This is a genomic window from Fructilactobacillus myrtifloralis (assembly GCF_024029335.1).
GTDB lineage: Bacteria > Bacillota > Bacilli > Lactobacillales > Lactobacillaceae > Fructilactobacillus > Fructilactobacillus myrtifloralis.
In genome coordinates this window covers 1,215,789-1,235,782 of the sequence record NZ_CP097116.1, presented here as the reverse complement: position 1 = coordinate 1,235,782, position 19,994 = coordinate 1,215,789, and the positions used below count along the sequence as shown (strand labels likewise).

The 19,994-nt window shown below is 50.0% G+C and carries 21 protein-coding genes; 3 read left to right on the top strand and 18 right to left on the bottom strand.

Features of this window, described 5'->3' with window-relative positions; all coding sequences use genetic code 11:
- Window positions 1-57: 57 nt before the first annotated feature.
- The 3 genes from M3M35_RS06110 to M3M35_RS06100 all read right to left on the bottom strand — a co-directional run bounded on the left by M3M35_RS06110 (window position 58) and on the right by M3M35_RS06100 (window position 2,867).
- Window positions 58-1,677, bottom strand: a complete 1,620-nt coding sequence (locus M3M35_RS06110; protein WP_252749775.1) for a CTP synthase — start codon at window positions 1,675-1,677, stop codon at window positions 58-60.
- A 149-nt stretch (window positions 1,678-1,826) separates the two neighbouring features.
- Window positions 1,827-2,384: a DNA-directed RNA polymerase subunit delta gene (gene rpoE / locus M3M35_RS06105; protein WP_420842381.1), complete on the bottom strand. Its 558-nt coding sequence runs from the start codon at window positions 2,382-2,384 to the stop codon at window positions 1,827-1,829.
- 48 nt (window positions 2,385-2,432) lie between these two features.
- Complete coding sequence (locus M3M35_RS06100; protein WP_252749773.1) at window positions 2,433-2,867, bottom strand: YwiB family protein; 435 nt, start codon at window positions 2,865-2,867, stop codon at window positions 2,433-2,435.
- A gap of 121 nt (window positions 2,868-2,988) precedes the next feature.
- Between M3M35_RS06100 and M3M35_RS06095 the strand changes: the two genes are divergently transcribed.
- On the top strand, window positions 2,989-4,365 hold the full coding sequence (locus M3M35_RS06095) for an HD domain-containing protein (protein WP_252749772.1): 1,377 nt from the start codon (window positions 2,989-2,991) through the stop codon (window positions 4,363-4,365).
- Complete coding sequence (gene yidA, locus M3M35_RS06090) at window positions 4,358-5,176, top strand: sugar-phosphatase (protein ID WP_252749771.1); 819 nt, start codon at window positions 4,358-4,360, stop codon at window positions 5,174-5,176. Before M3M35_RS06095 ends, yidA begins: the two co-directional genes overlap by 8 nt.
- Before the next feature lie 48 nt (window positions 5,177-5,224).
- Here the strand turns inward: yidA and M3M35_RS06085 are convergent, their stop codons facing one another.
- The 3 genes from M3M35_RS06085 to purR all read right to left on the bottom strand — a co-directional run bounded on the left by M3M35_RS06085 (window position 5,225) and on the right by purR (window position 8,510).
- On the bottom strand, window positions 5,225-6,220 hold the full coding sequence (locus M3M35_RS06085) for a ribose-phosphate diphosphokinase (RefSeq protein ID WP_252750708.1): 996 nt from the start codon (window positions 6,218-6,220) through the stop codon (window positions 5,225-5,227).
- Window positions 6,221-6,287: 67 nt separating this feature from the next.
- The gene (gene glmU, locus M3M35_RS06080) at window positions 6,288-7,667 is read right to left on the bottom strand and encodes a bifunctional UDP-N-acetylglucosamine diphosphorylase/glucosamine-1-phosphate N-acetyltransferase GlmU (RefSeq protein ID WP_252749770.1); all 1,380 of its coding nucleotides are present in this window, start codon (window positions 7,665-7,667) and stop codon (window positions 6,288-6,290) included.
- Between the two features lie 12 nt (window positions 7,668-7,679).
- Window positions 7,680-8,510 carry a pur operon repressor gene (gene purR / locus M3M35_RS06075; RefSeq protein WP_252749769.1) on the bottom strand — a complete coding sequence of 277 codons (831 nt, stop codon included), beginning with the start codon at window positions 8,508-8,510 and terminating at the stop codon, window positions 7,680-7,682.
- 205 nt (window positions 8,511-8,715) lie between these two features.
- Between purR and M3M35_RS06070 the strand changes: the two genes are divergently transcribed.
- The gene (locus M3M35_RS06070; RefSeq protein WP_252749768.1) at window positions 8,716-8,925 is read left to right on the top strand and encodes a DUF3923 family protein; all 210 of its coding nucleotides are present in this window, start codon (window positions 8,716-8,718) and stop codon (window positions 8,923-8,925) included.
- Window positions 8,926-8,970: 45 nt separating this feature from the next.
- Here the strand turns inward: M3M35_RS06070 and M3M35_RS06065 are convergent, their stop codons facing one another.
- From M3M35_RS06065 to M3M35_RS06010, 12 genes are all read right to left on the bottom strand, one after another.
- A complete protein-coding gene (locus M3M35_RS06065; protein WP_252749767.1) occupies window positions 8,971-9,765 on the bottom strand; it encodes a metal ABC transporter permease in 795 nt (264 codons plus the stop codon).
- Entirely contained in the window at window positions 9,758-10,456 is a 699-nt protein-coding gene (locus M3M35_RS06060; RefSeq protein ID WP_252749766.1) for a metal ABC transporter ATP-binding protein, read from the bottom strand. The genes M3M35_RS06065 and M3M35_RS06060 overlap by 8 nt, the downstream gene beginning before the upstream one ends.
- A 101-nt stretch (window positions 10,457-10,557) precedes the next feature.
- The gene (locus M3M35_RS06055; RefSeq protein ID WP_252749765.1) at window positions 10,558-10,788 is read right to left on the bottom strand and encodes a Veg family protein; all 231 of its coding nucleotides are present in this window, start codon (window positions 10,786-10,788) and stop codon (window positions 10,558-10,560) included.
- A gap of 60 nt (window positions 10,789-10,848) precedes the next feature.
- On the bottom strand, window positions 10,849-11,736 hold the full coding sequence (gene rsmA / locus M3M35_RS06050; RefSeq protein ID WP_252749764.1) for a 16S rRNA (adenine(1518)-N(6)/adenine(1519)-N(6))-dimethyltransferase RsmA: 888 nt from the start codon (window positions 11,734-11,736) through the stop codon (window positions 10,849-10,851).
- Window positions 11,711-12,295, bottom strand: a complete 585-nt coding sequence (gene rnmV, locus M3M35_RS06045) for a ribonuclease M5 (protein WP_252749763.1) — start codon at window positions 12,293-12,295, stop codon at window positions 11,711-11,713. Before rnmV ends, rsmA begins: the two co-directional genes overlap by 26 nt.
- Window positions 12,296-13,069, bottom strand: coding sequence for a TatD family hydrolase (locus tag M3M35_RS06040; RefSeq protein ID WP_252749762.1), 774 nt, complete (start codon window positions 13,067-13,069; stop codon window positions 12,296-12,298).
- Window positions 13,070-13,141: 72 nt separating this feature from the next.
- Window positions 13,142-15,178 carry a methionine--tRNA ligase gene (metG, locus tag M3M35_RS06035; protein WP_252749761.1) on the bottom strand — a complete coding sequence of 679 codons (2,037 nt, stop codon included), beginning with the start codon at window positions 15,176-15,178 and terminating at the stop codon, window positions 13,142-13,144.
- Between the two features lie 48 nt (window positions 15,179-15,226).
- Window positions 15,227-16,063: a DUF72 domain-containing protein gene (locus M3M35_RS06030; protein ID WP_252749760.1), complete on the bottom strand. Its 837-nt coding sequence runs from the start codon at window positions 16,061-16,063 to the stop codon at window positions 15,227-15,229.
- Entirely contained in the window at window positions 16,056-16,784 is a 729-nt protein-coding gene (locus M3M35_RS06025) for an NAD-dependent protein deacylase (RefSeq protein WP_274706349.1), read from the bottom strand. The genes M3M35_RS06030 and M3M35_RS06025 overlap by 8 nt, the downstream gene beginning before the upstream one ends.
- Before the next feature lie 17 nt (window positions 16,785-16,801).
- Window positions 16,802-17,764, bottom strand: coding sequence for an IpaB/EvcA family protein (locus M3M35_RS06020; RefSeq protein WP_252749759.1), 963 nt, complete (start codon window positions 17,762-17,764; stop codon window positions 16,802-16,804).
- Window positions 17,754-19,022: a hydroxymethylglutaryl-CoA reductase, degradative gene (locus M3M35_RS06015; RefSeq protein WP_252749758.1), complete on the bottom strand. Its 1,269-nt coding sequence runs from the start codon at window positions 19,020-19,022 to the stop codon at window positions 17,754-17,756. The genes M3M35_RS06020 and M3M35_RS06015 overlap by 11 nt, the downstream gene beginning before the upstream one ends.
- A gap of 19 nt (window positions 19,023-19,041) precedes the next feature.
- A complete protein-coding gene (locus M3M35_RS06010) occupies window positions 19,042-19,971 on the bottom strand; it encodes a Ppx/GppA family phosphatase (RefSeq protein ID WP_252749757.1) in 930 nt (309 codons plus the stop codon).
- Window positions 19,972-19,994 lie beyond the last annotated feature (23 nt).

Here is a 19,994-nt window from a genome sequence, read left to right as displayed (position 1 = left end):
AATCATAAGTAAAAAACAGCCAGATTACAATACATTACCTAGATTGAGCTTGAAAATCTATGCGGTGGTAGCGGCTTGATGGTGGCGAGCAGCGGCAGCAATAAAGGCTTTAAACAGGCCTTCTGGACGGTTCGGTCGCGACAGAAATTCTGGATGGTACTGCGCAGCTACAAAAAATTGTTTGTTGGGCACTTCCACCACTTCTACCAACCGGTCGTCAGGAGAGGTCCCCGCAATGACTAAGCCGGCGTCTTCCAACTCCTGTCGGAATTTGTTATTAAATTCATACCGGTGGCGGTGCCGTTCGGAAATTTCCGGTTGATTATCGTAGGCCGCCGCCGTTTGGGTCCCTGGTTTTAGCTTAGCTGGGTAGGCCCCGAGTCGTTGGGTTCCCCCCATTCCGGACACGTCGTTTTGGTCAGCCATGAGGTCAATCACATTGTGCTTCGTATCATGGTCAAATTCCGTTGAGTTCGCGTCCTGATAACCTAACACGTCTCTAGCGTATTCAATCGTCGTAACCTGCATCCCCAGGCAGACCCCCAGGAACGGAATGTCGTTTTCCCGCACGTAGCGAATCGCAGTAATCATTCCTTCGATGCCCCGACTACCAAAGCCCCCGGGCACAATCACCCCGTCAAAGCCAGCTAATACGTCGGCTACGTTCTCATCCGTGATTTTTTCGGCGTCAATGTTCGTAATCTTAACATCGACGTCGGCCGCATATCCAGCGTGCCGCAGGGCTTCATCCACTGAGATGTACGCATCCTTCAGTTTCACGTATTTTCCGACTAACGCAATGTTTACCGTTCCGCTGAGGTGGCGAATGTGGTTCTCAAGCTTTTTCCAGTCTTCCATGTCAGCTTCGGGAGCCTTAATTTTAAAGTGGTCGAGGATTTGATCATCCATCCCCTGACTTTGGAAGCTTAATGGCAACTGGTAGAGGTTCGGCGCATTAATTGATTCGATAATGCTCTTTTCGTTAACGTCACAGAACATGGCAATCTTTTTCTTCATACTTTCTGGGATTTCCTTTTCCGACCGTAACACTAACATATCGGGTTGAATCCCTACGCTCCGTAGTTCCTTCACGCTGTGTTGGGTTGGCTTAGACTTCATTTCCCCCGCTGCTTCTAGGTAAGGAACCAAGGTCGTGTGAATGTAGTAACTACTATCAAAGCCCACTTCGTTACGCATTTCCCGAATGGCTTCTAGGAACGGCAGTGATTCAATGTCACCAACCGTCCCCCCAATTTCGGTGATCACGATGTCAGCATCCGTTGTCGTAGCGGCCCGCATGATCTTTTCTTTAATCATTCCGGTAATGTGAGGAATCACCTGTACGGTGGCCCCTAGATAGTCTCCGTGCCGTTCTTTATCGAGAACTTCTTGGTAAATTTTTCCCGTCGTGACGTTGGAATACTTGTTCAAGTTGTTATCAATAAACCGTTCGTAGTGGCCCAAATCAAGGTCCGTTTCGGTCCCATCTTCCGTCACAAACACCTCACCGTGTTGGTACGGATTCATCGTTCCTGGATCCACGTTAATGTAAGGATCAAACTTTTGCACCGTCACACTCAAGCCCCGGTTTTTCAATAACCGTCCGAGTGAAGCAGACACAATTCCCTTTCCTAGTGAGGATACCACGCCACCAGTTACAAAAATGTACTTTGTCATGTTTTTCGACTCCCATCTAAATTAACTTGTTCCAACCATAAAAAAAGCTCCCCATTCTCAAACAGAAAGGGGAGCCTTGGATTCGTATGCTTTACAATTTGTAAAGTGCCCAAGAACGATACTAATAAAAATCAAGCACTCCGTCAAGTTTAATCTTCTAAATCATCATCATCGTGGTCGTCTTGATCATCATCGTCATCAACTTCGACATCGTCAATTTCATCATGGAAGTCTTCGTCTTCCGGATCATCGTGATCATAATCAATGTCTGTGTCGTCATCGGTGGTATCATCATCGTAGTCAACCACGTCATCTTCGTCTTCAGGGTCATCATTTTCGTAGTCAATCACGTCGTCTTCGTCAGAAGCATCTGCCAAAAAGGCGTTAATTTTGTGCCGTTTTTTGGTTTTCGGTTGGTCGTCACCTTCACTCGCCGTTGCTTCATCAACGGATTCAAAGGGATACCAGGTCCGCAAGCCCCACACGTTGTTACCGAGGGAGATGAAACTTCCGTCTACGTTCAGATCGGAATAAAATTGGACTAACTTGTCCTTAATTTCTTTGTCACTAAAACCCGTGTATGCTTGAATGGCATTCACTAGATCTGGAAACTGCATCGTTTTCCCGTGATCAGCCAAAATCGCATGAGCAACTTCAATCATTGATAATTCATTTTTGTTTGCTTCATCAAGCTTTTTAAGTTCCAAATTAGACACACGCCTTTCTAGTTTACCGTTATACTTCATGATACTAATTTATGGGTAAAAATGCAATCGAATCTGGTGGTTCCCCACTTCCGTACCATCCGTAAAGATTTGGTAATCAGCCGCGATGCTCCCGGTCCGTTGTTCCAGGTCGATTGCTAGTTGGAGCGACGTTGTTTCGGCCGCTAACTCTAATTTGCCGTACGGCGTTACGTCCACATTATTCGTCCGCCGTCCCGGCTCGAGGTGCAGCGTCAGGTGACTCTCGCCTCGGCGACTAATCCGTAAGGACTCGTCACCGTCAATTTTATAGGTCACTGGAACCGCCGGGCTTTCATTTTGTTCGTTAAAGCGCAGGTAAATGGTCTCTCCCAGTTGCACAAGTTGTCCGGTGCCTGTGAAGTTGTATTCCTCCTGCTCTCCCGCTTGATGGAGGATGGTGTGCCCCTCGATGTGAACCGGGTGACCTGGTTGTGATTGTGCCATTAATAATCTTCCTTTCTAATTAATTGCTTAGTGCGTCTTCGTCATTCTTCCTCCGCCCCCCTAGAGCGTCTGACGAATTGGGTTTAGTACGGTATAATGGTAAAGAAACGGAGGTGGAGCGATGAACTCCCAAACAGAAAAACTAAAGCAGGAAAAGGTGATTCGGGATCCGGTGCATAGTCATATTTACATCCAGGATCAGATTATCATGGATTTGATTAACACCGCCGAATTTCAGCGGCTCCGCCGAATTCATCAATTGGGGACTACGTCGCTGACCTTCCCTGGTGCCGAGCATACCCGCTTTGCCCATTCCCTAGGCGTTTATGAAATTGTCCGCCGCATCTGTAACCATTTTCAACGAAATTATCCCACCCAGGCGCCCAATGATGGCCTGTGGGACGATCACGAACGACTCGTCGCAGAGTGTGCCGGCTTGTTACATGACATCGGTCATGGAACCTACTCGCATACCTTTGAACACATCTTTAAAACTAACCACGAAGCCATTACGCAAGCCATTATCACCTCTGAACAGACGGAGGTCAATCAAGTCCTCCGCAAACTGGGGCCGAACTTTCCGAACCAGGTGGCCAGCGTAATTAATAAGACCTATCCCAACCAACAGGTGGTCCAGATGATCTCCAGTCAGTGTGATGCAGACCGGATGGACTACCTGCTGCGGGATTCGTACTTTACGGGAGCCCAGTACGGTAACTTTGACCTCGACCGCATCTTACAGGTCATGCGTCCTTATCACAATGGGATTTGTTTTAAAAAGAGTGGGCTCCACGCCATCGAATACTACATTGTTTCCCGGTACCAAATGTACCTGCAGGTCTACTTTCATCCGACCTCTCGTTCCATGGAAGTGATTCTCGCTCACCTGTTAAAACGGGCCCAGTTAATTGCGCAGGATCCGGCCGCCCCCGCTGATTTTCAGCCCGGACTGTTACGACCGTTTTTAACCGGGACCTTTGACATTCAACGCGATTTAACCCAGTATCTGCGCCTTGACGACGGCGTGTTAACCACCTACTTCGCTACCTGGCAGGACTTTCCCGATCGGATTCTGGCCGATCTAGCGACCCGCTTTTTAGACCGGAAACCGTTTAAATCCGCTAAGTTCACGCAGCAGACGGAACCCCTGCTTCCTCGCTTGCAACGGCTGGTTGCCGACGTGGGCTTTGACCCCGCCTATTACACGGCGACTGATAATAGTTATAACCAACCTTACGACGTCTATGATCCGTCTGATCCCCATCCCAACGCGCAAATTGAGCTCATGGAGCGGGACGGCAGTTTGATCGAACTGTCTCAGGCCAGTTTGCTGGTTCAAACCATTACCGGTCGTGACATGGGTGACAGCCGGTTCTTCTTTCCCAAGGAACTGTTTCAACCGGAAGCCGCGGGCTTGTTTGCAGACACGGCAACCCAGTTTCAAAGTTACATTCACAATGATCAGATTATCAATCCAAAGGAGTCGACTAATGACTGAAATTAAACTGATTGCCATCGATATTGACGGCACCCTCTTAAACGAACAAAATGAACTAGCTCCGGCCACGATTAAGGCGATTAAGGCCGCGCATGCCCAGGGCGTTAAGATTGTGCTCTGCTCAGGCCGCCCGTTAGCCGGAATTCGTCCCTACCTCAAACCACTCGGGTTAAGTGGGGAACACGAATACGCCATCGCCTTTAACGGAGCCATTGCTGAGGATCTCACCGGCCAGATTATCTTTGCCACCAACGTCCACTACCAAGACTACTTGGAAGTGGAAATGATGGCTCGCGAAATGGGCGTTCACTTTCAAATTGAAACGAACGACGGCATTTATACTACCAACCGTGACATCAGCAAGTACAGTGTCTATGAAAGCCAGTTGGTTAACCTGTCCATTCACTACCGCACTCCCGAAGAAATTACCCCGGACTTCAAGATTGCTAAGTTGATGTTTATCGACGAACCCGACCAAATTGACCTAGCCAACCATAACCTGCCCGACTCGCTTAAACAGCGAATGAGCGTGGTTAAGAGTACGCCGGTCTTTCTGGAATTCATGAACGCAAAAGCTGGGAAGGGACCAGCGGTCAAACAGCTCGCGGAAAAATTAGGCCTAACGGCTGCCAACGTGATGGCGATTGGCGATCAAGAAAACGACCTTAGTATGATTAAGTACGCGCACACGGGCGTGGCCATGGGAAATGCCATCGCCGACGTGAAGGAGCAGGCGCAGTTTGTTACAAAACCCAATAGTCAGGATGGGGTTGCCTACGCGATTAACCAGTTCGTTTTAAATGCCAACTAATTAGAGGTTAAAAAGAGTGGTTTAGCATAATGCTAAACCACTCTTTTTTTAGTTGTGTTTCATTTCATCGGTTTCATAGTTAAACCGGGAATTAAACAAGGGACTAACTGGTCGATTCTGGTCAATCCGCAGGATGGCATCACCCACCAGCGGGGCCACCGAAATCTGCTTAATCTTAGCAATTTTCTTTGCTTCTGGGAGTTGAATCGAATCCGTGACCACCACTTGCTTAATTGGTGCAGCGGCTAACCGCTCCGTAGCGGGCCCGGACAAGACCGGATGCGTACAGCACACGTACACTTCGCGCGCTCCGGCATCAATTAGCGCTTGCGCGCCTTGTGTGATTGTTCCTCCGGTATCAATCATGTCATCAATCATGATTGCCCGTTTGCCCTGCACATCACCAATGATGTTCATAATCTTTGCAACGTTCGCTTTGGGCCGGCGTTTATCAATAATTGCGATTGGAGCGCCCAGGAATTCCGCTAGGGCCCGGGCCCGTGAAACGCCCCCGTGATCGGGTGACACGACAACCGCATCCTCAGCCAGCTGATTTTGAATGAAGTAGTCCGCTAGTAACGGAGCTCCCATCAGGTGATCGACCGGAACATCGAAAAATCCTTGAATCTGGGCCGCATGTAAATCTAAGGCCACCACCCGGGTAATCCCGGCCGTTTGCAACATGTCAGCCACTAATTTAGCCGTAATTGGTTCCCGTGACCGGGCCTTGCGATCCTGGCGGGCATAGCCGTAGTACGGGATTACCACGTTAATCGTGGCCGCGCTAGCCCGGCGTAAAGCATCAACCATGATCAGGAGTTCCATTAGGTTATCGTTCACCGGATCAGACGTTGATTGAATGATGTAGACGTCATCCCCACGGACACTTTCATCAATTGTGATTTTAATCTCACCATCACTAAAATGGGAGACTGATGCCTTTCCAAGCTGGATCCCAATGTGAGCAGCCACCTTTTCGGCGAGCGGCCGATTGGAATCAAGCGCAAAAATTTTCATATTGGATTCAGTTGTTTTGGTGTCCATAAGTAGCCCCCGTTTGTAGTTTATCATCTCAACTAAATTATATTATGCTTCGCTTGTTTCGGCAAACTTAGTCGGCTCCGTTAAACGGTAAGCGTTGGTAATAATCAGGCTTATTCGTTTGCCGGTTCCGGGCAATTGCCATGTCGTACTGGTCAATGTCATCCGTAATCGTTGATCCCGCTGCGATAAAACTGTGATCCGCAATCGTAAGGGGAGCAATTAAGTTTGCATTGCTACCAATGAAGACGTCGTCCCCCACCGTGGTTTCGTGCTTGTGCTTGCCATCGTAGTTTGCAAAAATCACTCCACAACCAATGTTGATGTTTTTCCCTAACTTAGCGTTGCCAACGTACGTCAGGTGCCCCAACTTCGTGCCGGCGCCAATCTCTGCCTGTTTAACCTCACAAAAGTTTCCGATGTGCACGTGTTCGCCAATGTGAGCCCCCGGCCGGAGATGACTGTTCGGACCAATGTCTGAATGGGAGCGCATTTCGGCCCCTTCAAGGGTGGACGAAGTGATCGTTACGTCATCATGAATTACGGAATTAACTAGTTTCGAGTGGGCCCCAATCACGCAATCGCGCCCAATTTTCGTTCCCTTTTTTAACTGTACTCCCGGTTCAATAATGGTATCAGGACCAATTTCGATGTCTGCATCAATGTAGGTAGAAGCTGGGTCAATAATCGTCACCCCGTTACGCATGTGAGCTTCGTTAATGCGTTGTTGCATGACTTTGGTGGCTGCGGCCTGGGCAACGCGGTTGTTAACCCCCATTGATTCGGAAAAATCAGCCATCTTGTAGGCAGCAATCGTATCGCCCTGCTGTTTGAGCACTTCAATCGCGTCCGTCAGGTAGTATTCCCCTTGAGCATTATCATTATTCGTGCGGTGCAGCGCTTCAAATAACTTCTGGTTATCAAAAACGTACACCCCGGTGTTGATTTCACGAATCGCCTTTTCTTCCACGTCCGCGTCTTTTTCTTCCACAATCTTTTCAACGATGCCCAAGTCATTGCGCACAATCCGACCGTAGCCAGTTGGATCCGGTGCCATTGAGGTTAAAATCGTGGCCGTCGCCTTTTTATCTTCGTGATAAGCAAACAGGTTCTTCAGGGTCGTAGCCGTAAAGAGGGGCGTGTCCCCACTGATTACGAGGGTGGTTCCCTCGGCGTTCTTTAGTAACGGTTCCGCCCGTAATACGGCGTCCCCCGTCCCTAGTTGTTGATCTTGCACGACGTATTCCGTCCGCTTACCGAGTTCTGCTTCAACGGCTTCGGCGCCAAAGCCAACAACCGTCACAATCTGATCCATATCCAACTGACTTACTTGGGTTAAGACGTGATCAACCATCGACTTCCCACAGATTTGGTGTAACACCTTGTATAATTTTGATTTCATTCTAGTTCCCTTACCGGCTGCTAGAATGATTGTATTTCTCGTCGCCATGCGTTTGTACTCCTACTTATTTCCAAAAATTTTTTCGTCATAATTACCCTTGGTAATGCGCATCTCACCGTCAGCCTCATTTTCCATTTTAACCAACGACGTATAGTTTCCGACCGTTTGGGTTCCACTCTTGGAGGCCCCTTCGGCAAAGAAGGTACTCCCCACTAGATTACAGTCAAATTCTTCGATTAGGGAAGTAAGCCCGTTAATCGTGCCCCCACCGTGAATGAAGTCGTCTACGATCAACACGTTCGCACCCTCATCTAAACTCCGTTTGGAAATCGTCATCCGTTTGATTTTCTTACTGGAGCCCGAAACGTAGTTAACGCTGACGGTGGAGCCTTCCGTAATATTCGTATCGTGTCTAGCAATTACTAAGGGCACGTTTAAATAAGACGAGGCGGCTTGGGCAATCGGAATCCCCCGGGTGGCAACGGTTAAAACCGCGTCCACACGCTGGTTCAGATACTGCGTAGCAATCATCCGGCCTAGGTACCGCAGCTTCTCGGGATCGCCCAGAATATCTGACATATAAACGTAGCCACCGGGCAGTAACCGGTGGGAATTATTCAAAATGGCAATCACGTCATCCATAAAGTGGTCGGCGGCTTCCTTTAAAATGTAAGGAATGTACTTGGCCCCACCGGCTGCGCCTGGAACGGTTTCCACTAATCCAATCCCCCGGGCTTGAAACGTCCGTTTTAAAATGGTCAGGTCTTCACTAATGGAGGACTTGGCTGAGTCATAGCGCTGTGCAAAAAACGTTAACGGAATTAACGCGTGCGGGCGATTTAACAGGTAATCAGTCATGTCTACCAATCGTTCACTTCGCTTAATTTTCATAATTTCACCTCATTGTAGTTTGGCCATACTGAAATTTTAGCATAATTGTTCGGTTTTTACGTTAAAATCCCGAAATTCTTAAAATAAAATCAACTAAACATCGAAATTGCTAACGTTCGTCAAAAACTCGAACCGGAATTAAGTTTGGGTCCAGTCAGGCTCCGTGTTACGATAGAACAAACGGTCACAAGGTGGTGAAGTTACAATGAAACTCTGGAAAGCGACCCTCGTTTTGGAAATTCTCAGCTTCTTGGTGTTAGCAACGGCCCTGTTCATGCGCCACAAAGACGGAGCGGGCGTGGTCCAAACCCTGTCCGCGCGCCTCATTGCGCTGGCCGTCCTCATTATTTTTTATCTACTCATCTTCGGACTTCAAGCCTGCTGGTACGCCTGGTTACACAAAAAAACACACTAAAAAGCACAAAAGAGCTCCATTAGCTAATCGCTAATGGAGCTCTTTTTACCGTTCTCGTAGATAATTATACCCAAGCGCCGTAAAGTACAGGCCACACTCGATGGTGGCAATGAAAAAGCTGACCGGCAGGTTCGTAACGTAGCCGAGGTATAAACCACCCCACACTCCGATTAACCCGCACAAAATCGCCACCACGATCATCCCACTTACCGAGTGGGCAAAGTACTTCGCGCTGGCCGCTGGTAACGTTAACAGGATAAAGATCAATAACGATCCCACAATCTGGGCGGCCACCGAAACACTAAGCGCTAACAGCAGTAAAAAGACAACTGAAATTAATCCACTCTTCACGTGCTGGGCCTTCGCCCCGACCGGATCAAACGAATCAAACTTTAAACTCCGATAGATTAAAAACAAAATGATTAAGACAATGACGGCTAAGACCACCATCTGGTACACGTCCGCTTGACTGATGCCCACGACGCTCCCAAATAAAATGTTGGTGGCATAGCTAGCACTCTTATTGGACAGAGCTAAAAACAAAACCCCTAGTCCAATAAACAACCCAGAAATTGCACTAATCGAATCTTCCCGTCGGGCTGCCTTCGTACTCATCCTTCCGACCAGCACGGAACTAACCATGGTAAAGAGCAACATTCCGTTTAACGGCGTTAGCCCCACAAACATTCCAAAGGCCGCGCCCGCAAACCCGATTTCTGACAAAGTATGGGTCAAAAACGACATGTTCCGGGCAACCACAAAGACCCCGATAAAGCCACACACAATTGCAATCATCGTACTAGCAAGGTAAGCATTCCGCATGAAATCAAAACTAAACATGGTGTTCTCCTCCCTGGTATTCACTGACCTGCAGTTGGTCAATTGGGCCAAATTGGTACCCATCGGGCTGCAACAAGAGGTAGTCATCTGAAAACTGCTTGGCTAACGGCACATCATGGGTCACGGAGATCACCGTGATTCCCGTGGTCTGATTCAGGTGCCGAACGAGGCGGAGAAGTTGTTCCTTCGCAATTGGATCCAAACTCGCCGTGGATTCATCCAAAATTAACAGGTCCGGCTTGATTACGAGGGCCTGCGCTAGATACGTTCGTTGCTTTTCGCCCCCGGACGTCCGCCCGAGAGGTTCATTTTTAATGTCTAACAACTTGGTTTCTTGCAACACCGCCGTTAACCGGGCTCGTTCCGCAGCGGTTAGCCACGGCCAGTGGTGTTGCGTAAAGTTCAAAGCGACAAAGTTTTTGACCGCTAACGGATATTCATCATCAATGTTACGAAACTGGGGCACATAGCCAATCTTCACGGCCTTGCGATTCGGATAGAACGTCACACTACCGTGGGTCGGTTTTAACTGCCCAAGGATAATCCGGAGGAGCGTAGTCTTCCCCACTCCATTTTCACCAACGATGCTTAAAAACCGCCCCCGTCGGAGTTGAAACGTCAGGTTATTTAAAACGCGTTTTTCGGTAAATTGTTCTTGCAAATCTTTCGTTGCCAAAATTAGATCGTCCATACATCCTCCATGGCCAAATCAGTGCACTCAACGTCAATTCATTATAAGCTACCTAAAAATGAAAATAAAAAAAAGACCCTTGCAGTCCTTTAATTGGTTATTTACATAAATGTAACTTGAATATCCTTAGTTAAGATCTTGGTGTAGGTAAATGAAGCGTGTGCAGGTTGCTCACTTGAATCAAGATCAACAATAAATACGGCAGGAAAGACCTCTACGAGGACGCCATCGTATTCGTTCGTACGTTTTCGCCCAGCTTGTTCAACAACTTTAATGTCACTGCCAAGGTGGTCTTGAATCCAACTTCTGATATCCGGCAAATTCATTTGCATTACAAATCACCTCACAAAGGTAATTTTAGCACAAAAACGCCGAAATGTAAAGCTTCAAGCCTACTGAAGCAGTCCGACTTTGTGAAATTCATTGGTCAGCGTGATGAATTGCTCCACCCCTAACGCCTGGGGACGCACGCTGGGGGCAATCCCCACCGTTGCTAGGACCTGCTGCATGGTAGTCTTCGTCGCTGGTTGCTTGTCAAAGATGGACTGTAAGTTATTCCAAAGGGTCTTGCGACGGTGCATGAAGCAACCATGCACAAACGAGAAGAAGGCCGTCTGACTGTACGCCGCTTCCGGACGCTCACCCTGTGGTGTTAATTTAACCACCGCGGAATCCACCTTAGGCGCAGGAATAAAGGAGTGCTTGTTCACCTCTAAGGCAATTTCCACTCGATAAAGATACTGCGTCATCACGCTGAGGGCTCCATAGTCGTGGGAGTTCGGTTGCGCCACCAGTCGGTTTGCGACCTCCTTTTGCATCATCAAAACGATCGTTTCAAACCGCACCGCCCCCTTTAAAAAATTCATCAAAATTGGTTTGGTGATGTAGTAAGGGAGATTGGCAACGGCTTTTAACTGGTGCTGGCCGTCTAACTCGTGCTGTAAGATCGCTGGCACGTTCGCCTGTAAAAAGTCCTGGTTGATGATCGTCACGTTCTGATAATCAGCGAGGGTCTCGGCCAACACCGGGATCAGATTTTGGTCAATCTCAAACGCGAGGACCTGGTGGGCCCGTTGGGCAAGCTGTTCGGTCAGAGCCCCGATTCCTGGCCCGATTTCGACCACATCGTCCTGGTCCGTCACGTCCGCAGCGTTAACAATCCCCTCTAAGACTTGGAGATCATCCAAAAAGTTTTGTCCCAGGCTTTTTTTGGCACTCAAGTGATACTGATTTAAAATCCCGAGCGTTCGAGTTCTAGTTCCGATGGCTGGTTGCTGCATGTGTTGTTCCTCCTTCTAGGTGGTTCAGCGCTTCGTGAAACTGCTCCTTGGTGATCCCAAACATTCGCAACCGCCGCTGAAGCTGCTTCGCATTCACGTACCCTAAATGCAGATATTCACCCAGTTCTAAGCGCCGTTGTTTGGCCGCGTGATTGCCCATTAAATTCGCAGCCATTAGTTCCTCCCGAGTAATGACCTCGGGGTTACTCTCACTTTCCGTGTATACCTGCGCCAGCGCCTGGCGAATCGCCGCTGGGGAAGCGTGCTCAACTCCTAACGAACCATGCGCTTTCTCGGGAGCGGCAGCCCGCTTAGCCAAAAACGCATGCTTAGCTTCGGGGATTTCGTCAGCGATGATCCGCCGAATCTTTTCGCCCGAAAAATCCGGATCAGTAAACACAATCACACCCCGGGTTTGCGCCAACCGATCAATTAAGGCGAGGGTTTCGTCACTGAGGGCCGAGCCCCGGGTTTCAATCGTATCGGCATCCACGGCCTGTTGAATCCGTTCGGTATCTGATTTTCCCTCGACAATCAACACTTCTTTAATTCGTTTCATTTAACCTTCCAATCCAAAAATCCGGTTCGTGTTGGCATAGGTTGCTTGCGCAATCTGATCCGGGTCCACGTCTTTGTACCGAGCCACTGCTTCTAACGTATAGAGGGTATAGCCTGGTTCGTTTTCATGGCCCCGCAGTGGTTCGGGCGCTAAGTACGGCGCATCCGTTTCGACTAACAACCGGTCCAGCGGCGTCTGCCGCACCGCTTCGTGGACCTCCTTCGTCTTCTTAAAACTTGCCACCCCACTGTATGACAACATCATTCCCAGGTCTAAAAAGCGTTGCATCCACTCCACGTCCCCATTAAAGCTGTGGATGATGCCGCCGATCCTTTCGACGTGTTCTTCGCGCAAAATTTGATAGGTATCCGCAAAGGCGTCCCGGTTGTGGACCGAGATTGGCAGTCCCAGGTCCTGCGCCAATCGAATTTGCTGGCGAAAGACGGCCTGCTGGGTCTTACGATCCACCCGGGTCTGGTGGTAGTCTAAGCCAATTTCTCCCAGCGCGACGACCTGCTCATCCTGCAGTTGCGCGCGTAACGTCGCCGCTGCGGCTTCATCGTAGCCATCCGCATCCTCTGGGTGCCAACCGACAATCGCTACTAGGCCTGGATACTGGTGGGCCAATTCCAGCGCCCGCTGGTTTAAGGCCGCATTCGAGCCCACGTTTGCCATTCGGACAACTCCTAGTCGCTGGGCATGCTCAATTAGAGCGGCTTCCCGCCCCGCAAAGGCCGGATCGTTTAAATGAGTATGAGAATCAAAAATTTGCATTGCCAACCTCCTGTGCATCATGATTTGCTGAAACGCAAAAAAGTTTCACGCATTCGTGAAACTAATCGCAATTTATGCCAATGTACTTCCATTTGGCAGGGAATCATCAACCGTTACCAGTTGGACGTTCCCATCCGCTTTTTCCACAGATAACAGCATGCCCTGGCTCAATTCTCCCCGCAGTTTAATTGGTTTTAAGTTGGCCACGATGATGACCTTTTTCCCAACGAGAGACGTAAAATCGGGATACCATTTCGCAATTCCCGACACGATCTGGCGGTCACCGTCGTCACCGGCAGCGAGTTGAAATTGGAGTAGCTTGTCTGCCTTAGGAACCTTGTTAACCGCTTTGATCTCTGCCACCCGCAGTTCGACTGCATCAAACTGGTCGATGGAAATTTGTTCCTTAATCTGTTTGAGCGTAGTTACGCCAGCCGGTTGGTCGGCCGTGCGTTGTTTCATCGCGGACCGGCCCTTGGTCTTCTCACTGGCCGTCATCTGGTCCTTGATGTAGGCAATTTCTTCATCGCGATCTACCCGCGGAAAAATTGGTTCACCACTCGCAATGACCTTTTTACCCTGTGGCAGGGCACTTAATTGGGCGGTCTGTAAGTCAAACACCCCGTCATTTTCTAAGCCCAGTTGGTTTTGAATCAGGTTCGCTGCATTGGGCATGGCTGGACTAATCAGTAACGAAATCAAGCGTAAACTAGCGGCTAAGTGCGCCATCACGTTGGCTAATTGGGCTTTAGCAGCGTCATCATCGGCCTTGGCTAGCACCCATGGTTCCGTTTGATCAATGTACTTGTTGGTTTGACTGATTAACTTCCAAACCGCAGACAGCGCATCGGAGAGGTGCACGGTCTGCATTAACTCGTGATATTCCGTAGTAACGGCTTGCGCAGTGTCCTGCAGTTCTTGACTCGGCGCATCGTCCGTCGCGTGATAATCCGGCGTAACCCCGTCTTCGTACTTGTTAATCATAGCCACGGTCCGGTTTAAGAGGTTCCCGAGGTCGTTGGCAAGGTCATAGTTTACCCGATCCACGAAGTCTTCTGGAGTAAAGACCCCGTCTCCCGCAAACGGTACCGCCTTCAGCAGGTAGTAGCGGGTCGCATCCAGCCCGTACCGGTCAATCAAGTCCTCTGGATAAATGGCGTTCCCCTTCGACTTCGACATCTTGCCGTCTTTCATCGTAATCCAGCCGTGACCATAGATTTCTTTGGGTAATGGTAAGCCTAATGCGTGCAGAATAATCGGCCAGTAGATGCAGTGGAACCGAACGATTTCTTTTCCAATCATTTGCAGGTTGGCGGGCCAGAACTTCTTAAATAGTGCATCCTGATCGGTCCCATAACCCAACGCCGTGATGTAGTTGGTCAACGCATCAATCCACACGTACACCACGTGCTTCGGATTAGCCGTTACTGGAATTCCCCAGGAGAAGGTCGTTCTGGAAACGGCCAAGTCTTCAAGTCCCGGTTCCAAGAAGTTTTTTACCATTTCGTGCATCCGCGAGCTGGGTTGAATGAAGTCGGGATGATCCTGGTAGTACTGCATTAACCAGTCAGCGTACTTACTCATCTTAAAGAAGTACGATTCTTCGTTAACGAGTTGCACTTCGTTGCCAGTCGGTGCCTTACCACCGATCACGTTGCCATCTGCATCCCGATAAACCTCGGCGAGTTGTGATTCCGTAAAGTATTCTTCGTCAGAAACTGAGTACCAACCGGTGTATTGGCCGAGGTAAATGTCGCCCTGATCAAGCAGGAGTTGGAAAATCCGTTGCACCGCTTGCACGTGCCGGTCGTCGGTGGTGCGGATAAAATCGTCGTTTGAAACGTCAAGATTCATCCAGAGGTCCTTAATCTGTTGGGCCATCTTATCAACGTACGCCTGCGGTTCTAACCCGAGTTTCTCCGCCTTCTGTTCAATTTTTAGCCCGTGTTCGTCGGTTCCCGTGAGGTAAAACACGTCTTCTCCCAAAGACCGGTGGTACCGGGCTACCATGTCAGCCGCTACCGTCGTGTAGGAGTTCCCGATGTGCAGCCGTCCCGACGGATAGTAAATCGGCGTCGTTACGTAAAATGTCCCTTGTTGGTCAGCCATGAAAATTCTCCTTTATCGTGTTGTTTACACTTATTATACATATCCTCGTTAAAATAAATCTAGTTGTTGCGCCGGTAACTCGGTCCCCGGCTGGTGAAGCATGCGCTGTAAGCTTAGGGCATTGGGCGCTGCATCGTGACCCGTATTGTTATTAAAAATTACTACGACGGTCTGGGCCTGATCCGCTAACGTCATCGCCGTCTCAGCAAAGCGCGCTAGTTCAGCGTCTGAATACTGATACCGGTAGCGTTCCCGGGTTCCTTTCGCCCATTCCGTGGCATTTTGTCCGTGCAAGCGCAAAAACGCCAGCTGCGGATTGGTAACCACCGGTTGAAAGGGAATCCCGTTGGCAGTCGCGTGGGGTTCATCTACCACCACTTCACTCATCTGCAAGCTCTGTAAAAAGGCGGCGGTGTCGCGACTCAGTTCTGCCCCGTCCAGCCACGAACGGTTGCGAAATTCCACTGCAAGGGGAAGCTTGCCCATGTGCTGGCGAACCGCACGGAGATATTGCAAACTATCTGGATTACACCGAAAGGACGGCGGAAATTGAAAGAGGATCGTTGCCAATTTATGGGCCGTAAGCAGTGGTTTCACCGCCACGCGCAGTTCATTAAAGCGGGCCGCGCGCGCCTCTGCCGTGACCGGTCCCAACTGGGGCATGGGCGTTTTCGTCATCATGTAGTTTGCTTTCACCACAAATTGAAAGTTCGCAGGCGTCTCTCGCACCCATTTTTCCACCCACTCCACCTTCGGGATACTGTAAAAAGTACTATCTACCTCTACAATCGGAAAATTGGCCACGTAGTCTGGTAAGGTCGCTTGTTTTTTCCCATTACTCAAATCCGGGTGATCGGTCCAGGTCGTTAAGCCGACTTTAATCATGACTAGCCCCCACCTGTAAGCGGTCAAAGACTTCAGTAGCATCCAGTTCGTACTGGGCTGTGACCCCCGGCAACTCCAGGCGTTCCTGGTTAATAACCACAACGGGAACGTGCGGCTGGCGATAATCTAACAACCCGGCAAAGGGATACACCCGCATCGAAGTTCCGACAATCAAAATTAGGTCAGCAGTGTGGACCGCGTTGACGCTCGCCTGCGCCACCGCCGGGTCAATGCCTTCGCCGTACAAAACGACATCGGGCCGTAAAATCCCCCCGTCGGGTTCGTGGTACATGCTGTGGGCGTAGGTGGAATAATCAACCACGGCCCCACATTTTTGACAGTAAATCCGGTAGAGGTTCCCGTGAAATTCGTGCAGGTGCCGCGCGCCCGCTTGTTCGTACAAATTATCGATGTTTTGGGTTACAATTGCCGCCCGATCTGCCTGCGTGAAGGCAGCTTGCTTGGTCTGAATAACGTTTGGCTGCGCCGCCGGGTAGTACAGATTCTTCATTACAAACTGGTAAAACACCGCTGGCTCATTAACCAGACAGTCATGACTAAGATAGTACTCCGTGGGACGCTTGGTCTGCCCGGTGGTGTATAAACCCGTTTTCGACCGATAGTCCGGGATCCCAGAGGGGGTTGACACCCCCGCACCGGTTAAAAAGACCATCCGCTGGGCCTGGTCAACCTGAGCTTGTAACGCTGCAAAATTTGGCACGTTTACTTCCTCCTCGCCTACCGTTCCAAGTATGGAATGTGGAGTTCGTTAAATAGTTCCTGAACCGTTTTTTGGTAAAGTTCTTGAATGTAATCGGCACTCACTTTTTCGCCGACCGGTCCATCCAGTACTACCGAGTTTTGGTCATCACTAATGGTAAAACCAACGTAAGCGCGCTGGCCGGTTTCTCGGTTGCGCAGTTCTGAATAGTAAAGTTTAAAGACCTGTTTGACCTGTAATCCTAATTGGCGCTTCGAAAAGACCGAGGTCAGCATTGCAAAGTCGTTGAGGTGCAAAGCCGGTAATTTCCAGTCTTCCAATTGGCGATCAAAGGCCCGAAACAGCTTCACCACGTTTCGCCGTAGTGCAAACGGACTGTTCGTTGGTTTGGCCGTCAGCAACTGGTAAAGCTGGTCAGCGGCCTGCGTTGCCAGTGGAAAATCGTGCTCAAACAGGTAGCGATAATGATCAAAGTGGTCGCCCAAAAAGACCCGAGCGTCTAGCACCGTCACTAACCGGGTAATCATCTCTGGATCCACCTGGCCCTGTTCGGGGGCAATGGTCTGCCGAACTCCCTTCACGACTTCCGCTTCTACCGTTTCGTCAATTAAGCCGTGTTTGCGTTGTTCTGGGTACACCACGAAGTGACTCACCGTATCAAAGAGATCGGTCCCCACGTACCGGAGTTGTTCGTCGAGCTGGTCGTCACCGGTCGTCAGGGGAAAGTAAACCTGGGGAAAGCCCCGCAGGGTCATCAGAATGTGCACTAATTCGTGACTGGCCAAAAAGTCCGGGTCGGTCACGTCACTTAACTGCACAAACAGATGCTGACCATCTTGCATGGTTTGCACCTGATCGTGCCGTAGGTACCCCGACTTTAAATCCCCAATGATTTGCACCTGAACGTCCCCGTCAAAAAACCGGGCCACCGTGTTTAACAGGTCCTGAACCGCGGGCTTTAATTCCACGTCATTCGCCATCGGTGTCATCCTCCTTCATGTTAGCCACCAACTGGTGGGCGTGCGCTAAATCTTGTTCATGCTTGGGTAACCGCTGCAGGGCGTCAACCACCTGATTCACCTGAGCGGGCGTTGCTCCGGCGGTCAAAGCCAGTGACTTCAGCTGCAAGCGCATGTGACCCTGTTGAATCCCATCGGTCACCAAGGCCTTTAGAGCGGCTAGGTTTTGTGCTAACCCAACTCCGGCAAGCACGTTCATCATCTCTAAGGCGGACTGAATTCCTAAAATCTGGTAGTTAACCTTACTCATCTCGAGCACGTGGGTCGCTCCGCCCACAATCCCCGTGGGAATTGGAAGTCGAATCCGACCCTCCAGGCCGGCATCCGTCACGCGCCACTTGCTCAAGCCCTTGTAGGTGCCCTTGCGAGCTGCAAATGAGTGTGCCGCACTTTCCACGGCCCGCCAGTCGTTGCCAGTTGCCACCACGACGGCGTCAATGCCGTTCATGATGCCCTTGTTATGGGTGGCAGCTCGCTTCGGGTAGATGTTAGCCACGTCTGCGGCTTCCGCAATGCGGGCGGCCACGGTTTCTCCTGACAATTCGCCCCGTTGTAAGGCCGCAAACGGAACCATTCCGGTCGCAATAACCACGTTATGGTCCCCAAAGTTTGACAAAATGCTCATCAGCACCTGTTGGCCCAGTTCCGATTCAATTTGCTCGGCCACTGCTTCTAACATCGAGTTCAACGTGTTAGCTCCCATGGCATCGCCCACGTCCACGAAGAGCTCTAACGACACGTGGGCTTCGTCAATGATGTTAAACTCCACGTCTTGAACACCGCCGTACTTGGTAATGCTTGGATGCGCCTGTAAGGCCGTTTCCATGATGGCGGCTTTCTGGTTGGTAAACCAGTCCTGAATGGCTAACACGTTGTCAGCTTTAATAATTACTTCCCCAGTCAGCACCCGGCTCTCCGCGTGCGCAGTAATTCCGCCCCCGCGTTTTAACATGGCGGCACCGTTACTGGCTGCGGCAATCACGGAAGGCTCCTCAACGACCATTGGCACTAAATACTCCCGGCCGTTGACCACCAGGTTCGTAGCAATCCCCTCTGGTAGCCCGTAATCCGTGAGGTAGTTTTCAATTAAATCCCCACTCACTGCATTATAGTGGCGGTTGATCACGTCAAGTGCTGCTGATGATAACGGGACCACCTCCGTTAAGGTCGCCAGCCGGTCAGCATATGATTTGCGGTGAAAGCCGTGCATTTTCTCCATCGCGCGTTCCTCCTCTCCTTTAAACTTTGGTTCGTTGTTCTAAGTATTCGTTAATTACCCCTTCGCGGACTCCACCGTCTGAAAAGATGACCCGTTTGGAATCAATGAAATCCATAACGGCCGTTAGGTTAAGTAATCCTCCAATGATCACATCCGCCCGGTCACTCTCGAGGCCGTTAATCAGTTGGCGCTTGGCAAGGGGTTTGCTCAGGAGTTCGCGCATGGTTTGATCCACCTGTTTCCGCGTTAATTGGTAGTTTTGAATTTCATCGACCCGTCGAAAGTGCTGGCGTCGCCGGTTAATCCGTGCTAGGGTCCGAGCTGCCCCGCCAATTAAGACAATCGGGTAGTGCGCTGGATGCCCTAGCCACCCAATCTTACTGAACTGTTCAATAATGTGTTGTTGCGCCGCAAATAAGTCTGCCGCTTGCACCTGATTTTGCAGGTGAAATTGTTCCGTAAGTTTAACGGCTCCGGTCGGGATGCTCACGTAGTTGATTGCCTGGCGGTTCCGCACGTGGACAATTTCCACGCTAGCGCCACCGATGTCCATCAACACAAAGTCACGAGCCTTAATCCGGTTAACAACGCCTTGGTAATCGAAATAAGCCTCTTGTTTCCCGGTTAAAACCCGCACGTCGATTCCGAGCTCCGCTTTAATGCTCTGCAAAAAATCAGTTTGGTTTTGTGCCTGACGCACGGCCGCGGTGGCAATGGCACGGACCACCACGTTCGGTAGTTTTTCGTATTCACTTTGAAACCGGCGCAGGGCTGCAATCGTCCGTTTCATTGCCGAAAATTGGAGAATATTGTGTGGTCCCATTCCCTCTGACAGCCGGGCAGCGCTTTTCATGCGTTTGATTTCTTGGTAATGACCCGCCTCGTCAATGGCGTAAATGGCCATCCGGACCGAATTGGACCCAATATCAATAATTACAAAGTTTTCCATGGGACGCTCCTTTGTCACCTGGA